The organism is Micromonospora sp. R311 (assembly GCF_056780015.1).
Genome location: NZ_JBSWCE010000012.1, coordinates 163,611 through 174,296 on the forward strand (window position 1 = coordinate 163,611; position 10,686 = coordinate 174,296).

Here is a 10,686-nt window from a genome sequence, read left to right on the forward strand (position 1 = left end):
ACCGATCCACGCTAGAACCAAATGGTTATAAAACCAGGAGGTTATCGACGGTGGCCACGGAACTGTTGGACGCGACCTTCGCGGCGCTGGCCGACCCGACCCGGCGGGCCATCCTCGCCCGCCTGGCGGCCGGCGAGGCGACGGTGACCGAGCTGGCGGAGCCCTTCGCGATGAGTCAGCCGGCCATCTCCAAACACCTGAAGGTGCTGGAACGCGCCGGACTGGTCAGCCGGGGCCGGGACGCCCAGCGGCGGCCCTGCCGGCTGGAGGCCGGGCCGCTGCGGGAGGCCACCGCCTGGCTGGCGAACTACCGCGACTACTGGGCGGAGAGCTACCAGCGCCTCGATGCCCTGCTCGACGACCTCCAGGCCGCCGACCGGACGCCCCCGCAGCGGGACGGCACCCGGGGCGGCGAACGGTGACCGGCCTCGGCGACCCGCCGGTGGTGGCCACCCCGGGCGACCGCGAGATCGTGCTGAGCCGGCTGTTCGACGCGCCCGCGCACCTGGTCTTCGCCGCCTTCACCCGCCCGGAGCTGCTCGTCCGTTGGTACGGCGCACGCGGCTGGCGGCTGGTCGAATGCGAGGTGGACCTGCGGGTGGGCGGGCGCTGGCGCTACGTCTCGGCGGGCCCGGGCGGCGAGCGGATGGGCCAGGGCGGGGTGTACCGCGCGGTCGAGCCGCCACACCGGCTGGTCTGCACCGAGCTCTTCGACGACCAGTCCTACCCGGGCGAGACCCTGGTCACCCACGAGTTCACCGAACTCGTCGGGCGGACGACGGTCACCACCACGCTGCGGTACGCCACTCCCGAGGGGCGCGAGGCCGTGCTGCGTTACCCGATGACCCGCGGTGTCGGCGAGAGCTTCGCGCGGCTCGCCGAACTGCTGCACCAGACGACGAGGCGAGGAGAGACACCGTGAACTGGACCCTGGAAGTGGTGATCGTGCCGGTCTCCGACGTGGACCGGGCCAAGGCGTTCTACGCCGACCAGCTCGGCTTCACCGTCGACCACGACACGGTGATCAGCGACGACGCGCGGATCGTGCAGTTGACCCCGCCCGGCTCCGGCTGCTCCATCGTGATCGGCAAGGGCGTGGTGCCGCAGATGCCGCCGGGCTCGCTGAAGGGCCTCCAGCTGGTGGTGCCGGATCTGCGCAAGGCCCGGGCCCAGCTGGTCGAGCGGGGCGTCGAGGTCAGCGAGATCCAGGTGGTGGGCGAGAACCCCCGGCCGGTGCCGGACCCGCTGGACAACGTCGGCTTCGTCTTCTTCACCGACCCGGACGACAACGCCTGGGGCGTCCAGCAGATCTCCAGCCGCGGCTGACCGGCTACAGCCGGCGTGGGCCGGTGTCCGGGCGGTCGGCGGCGGAGCCGGTCCGCACGGTGGCGTGCAGCACCGAGAGGCCGTCCGGCCGGACGAGCACCGGGTTCAGCGTCGCCGACCGCACCCGGGGCTGCTCGTCGGCGAGCCGGCCGACCCGCAGCAGCAGGTCGGCCAGGGCCGCCCGGTCCACCGGGGCGGCGCCCCGGTGGCCGCGCAGCAGCGGCGCCGCGCGGGGCTCGTCGACCAGCTCGGCGGCGTCCAGGTCGGTCAGCGGCACGGCCCGCCAGGCCCGGTCGCCGAGCAGCTCGGTCGCCACGCCGCCGAGACCGAAGCCGACCACCGGCCCGAACGCCGGGTCCTCCACCAGCTCCACCACGCAGGCCACGCCCGGCGGGACCATCGGTTGGACCAGCACGTCCGCGCCGAAGACCGCCGACATCTCGGCGTACGCGCGGCGCAGGGCGGCCGGGTCGGGCAGGTCGAGCCGGACGGCGCCGAGGTCGAGCCGGTGCCGCAGGCCGGGGGCGGCCGCCTTGAGCGCCACCGGGTAACCGAGCCGGGCCGCGGCGTCCACCGCCTCGTCGGCCGAGCGCGCCGGCACCGACTCGACCACGTCGATGCCGTACGCGGCGAGCAGCCCCGCCGGGTCGGTGGCCTCCGGGCGCAGCGCGGCCTGCGCCGCCTCCCGGTCGACGGCGGGCAGCTCCGGCAGCGCCCCGGACGGGCGACGCAGCCAGTCGGCGTACGCGGCGACCCGGGCGAGGGCGCGGACCGCCTCCTCCACGCTCGGGTACGCCGGCACCCCGGCCGGCGCCCGGCCGACCAGGAACGTCGCCACGGTCGGCTTGCCGGCGGCGAGGGCGCTCGGCAGCGCGGCGGTGAAGTCCGCCTCGGCGTCGGGGAGCTGGCCGGGCAGCGGCGGCGCGAAGACGACGACGAGGGCGTCGACCCGGTCGTCGGCGGCGGTGTCGGCGAGCGCGGCGGCGAACTCGGCCGCCCCGGCGCGCGGGCCGACGTCGCGGGGGTAGCCGGCGGCGACGGTCAGCCCCTGGCCGGCGCAGGCGGTGGCGGCCAGGCCGGTCAGCGCCGAGGAGTTGCCGACCACCCCGACCCGGCGGCCGGCCGGCAACGGCTGGTTGGCCAGCAGCACCCCGACGTCGAGCAGTTCGGCCACGGTGTCCACCCGGATCACGCCGGACTGGGCGAACAGCGCGCTCACCGCGACCTCGTCGGGGCCGGCGGTGTCGCCGACGCCGGGCGGGCGGGCCGGCGAGGCGAGCGCCAGCACCGGCTTGTCCCGGCCGATCCGGCGGGCCAGCCGGGCGAACTTGCGCGGATTGCCGAACGTCTCCAGGTACAGCATGATCACGTCGGTGCCCGGGTCGTCCTGCCAGTACTGGAGCAGGTCGTTGCCGGAGACGTCGGCCCGGTTGCCGGCCGAGACGAAGCTGGACAAGCCCAGCCCACGCCGGTCCGCCTCGGCGAGCAGGGCCACCCCGAACGCGCCGGACTGGCTGAAGATGCCCACCCGGCCGGGCACCGGCAGCCGCGGCGCGAGGGTGGCGTTGAGGCGTACCGCCGGGTCGGTGTTGGCGACGCCCAGGCAGTTCGGGCCGATCACCCGCATGCCGGCGGCGTGGGCCGCGCGGACCAGGGCCCGCTGCGCGGCGGCGCCCGCTGCGCCGGCCTCGGCGAACCCGGCGGAGATCACCACCAGGCCGTGCACCCCGGCGGCGGCCGCGTCGGCGACCACCGCCTCCGCCGCGTCCGGCGGCACCGCCACCACGGCCAGGTCGACCGGCAGGCCGGCGTCGGCCGCCGACGGGTACGCGGGCAGCCCGGCGACCGTCGCCGCGCTCGGGTGCACCGGCACCACCGACCCGGTGAAGCCGAAGTCGCGCAGGTGCCCGAGCACCGCCGCGCCGACGCCCTGCCCGGTGGCGCTGGCGCCGTAGACCGCGACGCCGCGCGGGGCGAGCAGCCGGGCGATGGAGCGGGCCTCGGTGCGGTGCTCCCGGCCGCGCTGCACCTCCAGCGTCGCCTCGGTGGGCGCGATGGGGAAGCTCAGGTGCACCACGCCGTCGGCGAACTCGCGCTGCACCTGGTAGCCGAAGTCGGAGAAGACCCGCAGCATGGCGCCGTTGGCCGGCAGCACCTCGGCGACGAAGCTGACGATGCCGATCCGGCGGGCCGCGTCGGCCAGGTGCTCCAGCAGCACCGAGCCGATCCCCCGGCCCTGGTAGGCGTCCTCGACCACGAAGGCGACCTCGGCCTCGGGCGCCGCCGGGCCGAGCCGCTCGTAGCGGCCCACGGCGACCATCCGCTCGCCGGCCAGCACCACGAACGCCTCCCGGTCGCGGTGGTCGACGTTGACGAAGCGTTGCAGGTCGCGCTCGGGGATCCGCGGGTACGGCGAGAAGTAGCGCAGGTAGCGGGTGCGCTCGGAGAACCGCGAGTGCATCGCCACGATGTCCGGGGCGTCCGCCGGGCGGATCTGTCGCAGCTGGACGGTGGTGCCGTCGCTGAGCAGCACGTCCACCGGTTGCGGCGCGGTCGCCACCGGCCCGGCGGCGGCCGGTTCAGTCACGGGGGTCGTGCGGGTCGAGCCCGAGCAGCGGGAAGACCGTCTTGCGGGTGGCCGCGATGGCCCGGTCCACCGCGGTCGGCTCGCCGGTCGGCTGCCACGGCTCGTACGCGGGGTCGACGTCGTCGGTCATCCGCAGCGGCACCTCGCGCCCGGGACGGCGCGCGGTGGCCAGTTCCCGCCAGGCCGGCGGGGTCAGCGTGGCCGGGTCGAGCGGGGCGCCGGTGGCGATCGCCAGCAGGTGCGTCCACGCCCGGGGCACCACCTCGACCAGTGCGTACCCACCGCCGCCGGTGGCCACCCAGCGGCCCTCGCAGAGCTCGTCGGCGAGCGCCCGCAGGGCCAGGTAGGTGGCCCGCTGCCCGTCCACGGACAGGTGCAGGTCGGCCAGCGGGTCGAGCCGGTGCCCGTCCGCGCCGCACTGGGTGACCAGCAGCTGCGGCCGGAACGCGCGCAGCGCCGAGGGCACGATCGCGTGGAACGCCCGTTGCCAGCCGGCGTCGTCGACGCCCGGCGGCAGGGGGACGTTGACCGCGGTCCCCACCGCCTCCGGGCCGCCGGTCTCGTCGGGGAACCCGGTGCCGGGGAAGAGCGCGAGCGGGGTCTCGTGCAGGCTGACCGTGAGCACCCGCGGGTCGTCCCAGAAGATCTGCTGCACCCCGTCGCCGTGGTGCACGTCCACGTCCACGTACGCGATCCGCTCGGCGCCGAGGTCGAGCAGGCGGGCGATGGCCACCGCGGGGTCGTTGTAGACACAGAAGCCGGCGGCCCGGGCCGGCATCGCGTGGTGCAGCCCGCCGGCCACGTTGACCGCGCGGCGGGCCTCGCCCCGCCAGACCGCCTCGGCGGCGGCCACGCTCGCGCCGGCGACCAGCGCGCTGGACTCGTGCATCCCCGGGAAGACCGGATTGTCCGAGGTGCCCATCCCGAACCCGGCGAAGAGCGGGTCGCTCGGCGCCGTCCGCACCGCCTCCACGAAGCGCGGGTCGTGCACCCGGGTCAGCAGCGCGTCGTCGGCCGGTTCCGGCTTCACCAGCCGCACCCCGGGGCGTTGCAGGACGCCCAGCTCACGGGCGAGCGCGATGGTCAGCTCGACCCGGACCGGGTCCAGCGGGTGGTCACCCATGTCGTAGGCGAGCAGCGACTCGTCCCACACCACCACTGTCTCGTCGGACATGGCCTCATCGTCGCACGAGGACCGGCGGACCCTCGTCGCACGCGCTGCTCACGCGCCGGGTGTCGCCCCGGTGGCCACCGGACGGGCCGGGTCGGCCACCCAGTTGCTCCACGAGCCGACGTAGAGCGCCGCGTCCGTCCGGCCGGCCAGGTGCAGGGCGAGCACCGCCTGCGCCGCGGTCACCCCGGAGCCGCAGTAGGCCCCGATCGGGCGGTCCGGGCCGACGCCCGCGGCGGCGAACCGCTCGCGCAGCGCGTCGGCGGCCGGGAACCGCCCGTCCGGACCGACGTACTCCGGGGCGGGCAGGTTCGCCGCACCCGGCACGTGCCCGGCCACCGGGTCGATCGGCTCCGTCTCGCCCCGGTAGCGGGGCGCGGCCCGCACGTCCAGCAGCACGCCGTCACCGGCGGCGAGCCGGGCTGCCGCGCCCGCGTCGAGCACCGGCAGCTCGCCCGGCCGGACGGTGACGTCGCCGGGCGGCGGGGCGGGCAGCTCGGTCGAGACGGGCAGCCCCGCCGCCGCCCAGGCCGGGAAGCCGCCGTGCAGCAGCCGTACCTCGCGGTGGCCGGCCCAGCGCAGCGTCCACCAGGCCCGCGCGGCGGCCATGCCGTCGCCGCCGTCGTACACCACCACGGGGTGGCCGGTGCGGACGCCGGCGGCCCGCAGCGCCGCCTGCAGCGCGGCCGGGTCGGGCAGCGGGTGCCGGCCGGCGGCGCCGGGCGGCCCGCAGAGTTCGGTGTCCAGGTCGACGAAGACCGCGCCGGGCAGGTGGTCGGCCGCGTAGTCGTCCCGGCCGGGCGGGCCGGCCAGCCGCCAGCGGACGTCCAGCAGGGTGGGCGGGTCGGCGCGGTCGAGCTCGGCGGCGAGCCGGTCGGGTTCGACCAGAAGATCATCGGTACCGGACATGGCGTCCAGTGAACACCATCCGGGCAGCCGTCACGCGGTTCGGCGGCGGTCAATTGTCGGAGGTCCGGGGTAGCATCGAGCACCGGAGGGCCGCTGACGATATGAAGTCTCACGACCTGGTCGACACGACCGAGATGTACCTGCGCACCATCCTCGAGCTCGAGGAGGAGGGGGTGCCGCCGCTGCGCGCCCGGATCGCCGAACGGCTGCGGCAGAGCGGCCCGACCGTCAGCCAGACCGTCGCCCGGATGGAGCGCGACGGCCTGCTCACGGTCGAGGGCGACCGGCACCTGGCGCTCACCGAGCAGGGCCGGGCCACCGCGGTCTCGGTGATGCGCAAGCACCGGCTGGCCGAGCTGCTGCTGGTCAACGTGATCGGGATGCCCTACGAGGAGGCCCACGACGAGGCCTGCCGGTGGGAGCACGTGATGAGCGACGCGGTCGAGAAGCGGGTCTACGACCTGCTCAACCGGCCCACCCGCTCGCCCTACGGCAACCCCATCCCCGGGCTGGAGGAGCTGGGCTCCCCCGAGCCGCAGGCCACCGAGCCGGCCGAGGGTGAGCGCAACCTGGCCTTCCCCGGCCTGACCGGGCCGGTGGTGGTGCGGCGGATCTGCGAGAGCGTGCAGACCAACGCCGACGTGCTGCGCCAGCTGCACGCGGCCGGCGTCGACCCGGGTGCCAGGGTGACCGTGGCGCAGGAGCGCGACGGGGTCTCCATCGACCGCGACGGCGGCCGGATCCGGCTGCCCCGCGAGGTCGCCTCCCGGGTCTTCGTCGCGGCCGGCTGACCAGTCCGCTCCCGGCCGCGCCGGTCAGAGAGCCCGGGTGTCCACCGTCTTTGCCAGCGCGACCAGCGTGGTGCCGAGGTCGTCGACCGCATCCCGGTCGGTGCCCTTCGGGCTGGTCCAGCGCAAGGTGGCCAGCCGCCCTCCGCCGGCCAGCCAGCCCACCTCGGCCACCGGGCCGTGACCGCCGGCGGCGGCGCTGGTCCGTCGGTAGGCCTTCTGGCCGAGCCCGGAGACCTTGGCCGCCTTCTCCGGCACCACGTCCTCGGTGAACGTGGCCGGGTCGATCGACGTCTCGCTGACTGTCAAGGTCAGCTCGGGCAGGCTCGCCGTCCCGGACCGCACCACGCAGGTGTGACTGTCGCCACGCGCACTGGCCGCCGCCACGTCGAAGCGGACCTGCGCGTGCTCCTCGATCACCGCGAAGTCGAGCAGCCGGCACGCCCCGCCGGACGAGGCCGCCGGCACGTCGATCGAGATCGGCGCCGCTGGCGGCAGCGCCACCGGTTCCGCCTCGGCGGCGCAGCCCGCCACCAACAGCACGGCCACGCCGGCGACCACGCTCCGCCCGTGCACGATTACTCCTCCGGTGTCCGACCCGACGTGTCCGCCGGACACCGTACGGGCTCGCCCGTCCGGGCGGAAGCCCTCAATCGTCCACGTACGGGCAGTGCCGGCAGCCGCGGCCGCAGCAGGTGCCACGGCGGGCCAGGAAACCGGCGCTGAGCACGAAGAGACCGGTGGCCGGGTCGAGGTAGCCGGCCTCACCGGCGGCCAGCGCGGCGGCGTGCGCGGCGAGGATCCGGCTCCGGTCGGGGTGCTCGGGCGGCAACCGGGACGGGTGCGGCTCGGTCAGCGGCCGGGCCGCCAACGGTCGTCGCTCTCCGGTCACCGGGGCAGTCTAGAGACGCCGTCAGCCGTGCCGGGCCAGGGCGGCGGCGATGGTGTCCCGGCCCGCACCCGCCGCGAGCAGCAGCCGGAGCAGCACCTTCGCCTTGTACGGGTCGAGCAGCCCGCCGTCCAGCAGCCCCCGCCGCCGCAGGTCGGTCTCCGAACCGACCGCCCCGTAGGTGTTGCGCAGCACCGAACCGGCCCCGGAGCGGGAGGTGAGCACCACCGGGATCCGCCCGGCCAGCGCGCCCAGCGCCGGGGCGAGCGTGGCGGGGACGTGCCCGACGCCGAAGCCCGCGACGACCAGCCCGTGGTGGGTGCCGGCGACGCCGCCGAGGAGGAGCCCGTCGTCGTCCAGGGTCACCGTGTGCAGGCCGACCCGGGTGCCGTCCAGCCGGGCCGGGTCGACCGGCGGCAGCGGCGCCGGCCGCTCCGGTCGGACCAGCAGCCGTACCCGCCCCTCGATCACGTGCCCGAGTGGGCCGGTGTTCGGCGAGGCGAAGGTGGCCGGGCTGGTGCTGTGCGTCTTGCGTACCCAGCGGGCGGCGTGCACCTCGTCGTTGACGGCGACCAGCACGCCCAGGCCCCGGGCCACCGGTGCGGCCGCCACCCGGGCCGCGGCCAGCAGGTTCGCCGGCCCGTCCGGGCCGGCCAGCGTCGGGTTGCGCATGGCGCCGGTGAAGACCAGCGGCGCGTCGTGCGGCCAGACCAGGTCGGCCAGGAACGCCGTCTCCTCCAGCGTGTCGGTGCCCTGGGTGACCACCACGCCGGTGGCGCCGGCGGCCACCGCCCGGCCGGCGGCGTCGACCAGGTCGAGCAGTTGGCGGTACGTCAGGTGGGCGCTGGGCACCGCGAGGGTGTCCCGCACGTCCAGCGGCGGGTCGAGGTCGGCGAGCCCGGGGACGGCGGCGGTGAGATCCGCTCCGGTCAGCCGGGCGACCACCCCGGGCCGGCCCGGATCGAACCCGCCCATCGCGATCGTGCCGCCGAGGGTGAACAGGGCGATGGACACGTGCGACCTCCCGTCGGCGCCGCGGCTCCGCGGCCCACCGACCGTACCGGCCCGGCCGGAAATGGCTGGCACGGGTCGGGGCGGGCCGGCAGGCTGGCCCGGCTCCCGACAGCAAGGACAGCACGTGACGCTCGGCACCTGGAGCGCGTCGCTGTTCGTGGTCTGCTCGCCGCTGCGCCGGATGCGCGACGTGCCGCCGGCTGTCGCACCGGTCGGGAATGCTGTGAGCTGACCGGCAGCCGATCGCGAAGGAGCACCGACGATGCGGAAGATCATTGTGCACATGAGCGTGTCGCTGGACGGGTTCTTCGAGGGTCCGGACGGCGACCTCAGCTGGCACATGGTCGACGACGAACTGCACAACCACTTCAACGCCGAACTGCGCACCATGGGGGCCTTTCTCAACGGCCGGCGGACCCACGAGCTGATGGCCGCGTTCTGGCCGACCGCCGACCAGGATCCGGCGAGCAGCGGGCCGATGAAGGAGTATGCCGGCATCTGGCGCGACATGCCCAAGATCGTCTACTCGCGGACGCTGGAGCATGCCGGCTGGAACACGACGGTGGTCCGGGAGGTCGTGCCGGCGGAGGTGCGGCGGCTGCAGGCCGAGCCGGGCGGCGACCTCACGCTCGGCGGGGCGGACCTCATCGCCACCTTCCTGCGCCACGACCTGATCGACGAGTGGCGGATCTACGTCCACCCGGTCATCCTCGGCCGGGGGCGGCAGCTCTTCCCGGCCTCGGGCGACCGGCGCCCGTTGCGGCTGGTCGGCACCCGCACCTTCGGCAACGGCGTGGTGCTGCTCTGCCACGAACGGGCGCGGGACTGAGCGGGGTCAGACGCCCGGGCCGGGTCACGGGCGGCGCTCCACGCTGGACTCGATCACCCGAACCAGGTCATCACCTGCCCGTGCGAGCGGGTCCAGGCGAGCGGCTTCCCGTCGAGCGACAGCACGTTGTACAGCGCCTCGCCCGGCGGCTCCGGCAGCCCGTCGTGGGGCAGCACGTCCGGGGCCTCGTTCGCGATCCAGTGTCCGGGCAGCCCGCGTACCACCTCGGCGAAGGCCGCCCGGCGCGGCGCCGGCACCTGATAGAGCACGGAGGTGTGGAAGACCACCAGCGTCGCGCCGGCCGGCGCCCGCGCGGCCAGTGCCGGCAGGTCGTCCACCAGGTCGCCGCGGGCGAGCAGCGGCGGGTCAGCCGCGGCGACGGCGGCGGCCGCCCGCAGCCGGGCGCGGCGGTGCGTCTGCTCCGGCCAGATGAGGGCATCGAGCCAGGCGACGTCGGCCGGGTCGGTCACCCGCAGCGGGTTCAGATCCAGGCCGGCCCGCCACACCACCTCGGGTAGCCGGTCCGGCGGCGCGAGGCCGGTGGCCGCGCAGTCGAGGACCGGATCGCCCGTGCCGAGCCGGTGGTCGCCGTAGCGGTAGGCGTACCGGTCGGGGTAGAGGCAGAGCCCGGCGGACGCGCCCACCTCAATCAGCGCGAGCGGCTGCGGCAGCGCGGCGAGCACCGGCAGCAGGACGGCACACCGCCCGGGCTCGTTCGTCTGGACGGCCCGGGTGCGCAGCTCCGCCTCGATCGCCGGCCAGTTCGCCACCGTGAAGCCGCGGAACCCGGCCGGGTCGTCGACCGGCCCGCCGAGCAGCCGGACGACGCCGAAGAGCAGGTTCGGCTGCCGCTTGCCCGGCGGGAGCGTCTCGACGAGGGTGAGCAGCTCGTCGTCCCGGGAGACCGCGAGGGACAGGCGCTCGTACGCGGGCGACACCCCGCGCGCCTCCCGGGTACCGAACTCGACGTAGCTCTCGGCGATCGTCATGTTCCGATGATCGCGGTCATGGGTGGGCTCCGCTACGGCGGGCAGACGCCGGCGGCGAGGTGCCTCGACGCTGAGCATGGCGAGCGTGATACCACCGAGTCATATTTATGGGTCTTGTGACGGATGTGTGGGTTGGTGGTCATCGGTGGGGTAGCTGGGGTCGGTGGCCGCCGAGGCTGAGCAT

At 75.6% G+C, this 10,686-nt stretch carries 12 protein-coding genes; 5 read left to right on the forward strand and 7 right to left on the reverse strand.

Annotation, left to right across the window (positions count from 1 at the left end; all coding sequences use genetic code 11):
• The first annotated feature begins 50 nt into the window (after nucleotides 1-50).
• Genes AC1WTP_RS13050 through AC1WTP_RS13060 form a run of 3 tightly spaced genes read left to right on the forward strand, consistent with a single transcriptional unit; the run spans nucleotide 51 to nucleotide 1,326 of the window.
• A complete protein-coding gene (locus tag AC1WTP_RS13050) occupies nucleotides 51-422 on the forward strand; it encodes an ArsR/SmtB family transcription factor (protein WP_481649485.1) in 372 nt (123 codons plus the stop codon).
• Complete coding sequence (locus AC1WTP_RS13055; RefSeq protein ID WP_481649486.1) at nucleotides 419-922, forward strand: SRPBCC family protein; 504 nt, start codon at nucleotides 419-421, stop codon at nucleotides 920-922. The genes AC1WTP_RS13050 and AC1WTP_RS13055 overlap by 4 nt, the downstream gene beginning before the upstream one ends.
• Entirely contained in the window at nucleotides 919-1,326 is a 408-nt protein-coding gene (locus AC1WTP_RS13060) for a VOC family protein (RefSeq protein WP_481649487.1), read from the forward strand. The genes AC1WTP_RS13055 and AC1WTP_RS13060 overlap by 4 nt, the downstream gene beginning before the upstream one ends.
• Before the next feature lie 4 nt (nucleotides 1,327-1,330).
• On the opposite strand, the gene AC1WTP_RS13065 is transcribed toward AC1WTP_RS13060, so the two are convergent.
• The 3 genes from AC1WTP_RS13065 to AC1WTP_RS13075 are packed head-to-tail and all read right to left on the reverse strand — an operon-like array spanning nucleotide 1,331 to nucleotide 5,993.
• A complete protein-coding gene (locus tag AC1WTP_RS13065; RefSeq protein WP_481649507.1) occupies nucleotides 1,331-3,886 on the reverse strand; it encodes a bifunctional acetate--CoA ligase family protein/GNAT family N-acetyltransferase in 2,556 nt (851 codons plus the stop codon).
• Between the two features lie 19 nt (nucleotides 3,887-3,905).
• Nucleotides 3,906-5,087 carry an acetoin utilization protein AcuC gene (locus tag AC1WTP_RS13070; protein WP_481649488.1) on the reverse strand — a complete coding sequence of 394 codons (1,182 nt, stop codon included), beginning with the start codon at nucleotides 5,085-5,087 and terminating at the stop codon, nucleotides 3,906-3,908.
• A 48-nt stretch (nucleotides 5,088-5,135) separates the two neighbouring features.
• Nucleotides 5,136-5,993 carry a sulfurtransferase gene (locus AC1WTP_RS13075; protein WP_481649489.1) on the reverse strand — a complete coding sequence of 286 codons (858 nt, stop codon included), beginning with the start codon at nucleotides 5,991-5,993 and terminating at the stop codon, nucleotides 5,136-5,138.
• A 101-nt stretch (nucleotides 5,994-6,094) separates the two neighbouring features.
• Between AC1WTP_RS13075 and AC1WTP_RS13080 the strand changes: the two genes are divergently transcribed.
• Nucleotides 6,095-6,784 (forward strand): iron-dependent transcriptional repressor DtxR, encoded by a 690-nt coding sequence (locus AC1WTP_RS13080; protein ID WP_481649490.1) that lies wholly within the window; start codon nucleotides 6,095-6,097, stop codon nucleotides 6,782-6,784.
• 24 nt (nucleotides 6,785-6,808) lie between these two features.
• On the opposite strand, the gene AC1WTP_RS13085 is transcribed toward AC1WTP_RS13080, so the two are convergent.
• The 3 genes from AC1WTP_RS13085 to AC1WTP_RS13095 form a co-directional block, all read right to left on the reverse strand.
• Nucleotides 6,809-7,357, reverse strand: a complete 549-nt coding sequence (locus tag AC1WTP_RS13085) for a hypothetical protein (protein WP_481649491.1) — start codon at nucleotides 7,355-7,357, stop codon at nucleotides 6,809-6,811.
• 73 nt (nucleotides 7,358-7,430) lie between these two features.
• Complete coding sequence (locus AC1WTP_RS13090; RefSeq protein ID WP_481649492.1) at nucleotides 7,431-7,673, reverse strand: DUF5522 domain-containing protein; 243 nt, start codon at nucleotides 7,671-7,673, stop codon at nucleotides 7,431-7,433.
• Nucleotides 7,674-7,694: 21 nt separating this feature from the next.
• Nucleotides 7,695-8,684 carry an asparaginase gene (locus tag AC1WTP_RS13095; protein WP_481649493.1) on the reverse strand — a complete coding sequence of 330 codons (990 nt, stop codon included), beginning with the start codon at nucleotides 8,682-8,684 and terminating at the stop codon, nucleotides 7,695-7,697.
• Nucleotides 8,685-8,946: 262 nt separating this feature from the next.
• Here AC1WTP_RS13095 and AC1WTP_RS13100 point away from each other — a divergent pair, with 262 nt between their 5' ends.
• Complete coding sequence (locus tag AC1WTP_RS13100; RefSeq protein WP_481649494.1) at nucleotides 8,947-9,513, forward strand: dihydrofolate reductase family protein; 567 nt, start codon at nucleotides 8,947-8,949, stop codon at nucleotides 9,511-9,513.
• 53 nt (nucleotides 9,514-9,566) lie between these two features.
• On the opposite strand, the gene AC1WTP_RS13105 is transcribed toward AC1WTP_RS13100, so the two are convergent.
• Nucleotides 9,567-10,502: a DUF2332 domain-containing protein gene (locus AC1WTP_RS13105; RefSeq protein ID WP_481649495.1), complete on the reverse strand. Its 936-nt coding sequence runs from the start codon at nucleotides 10,500-10,502 to the stop codon at nucleotides 9,567-9,569.
• Nucleotides 10,503-10,686 lie beyond the last annotated feature (184 nt).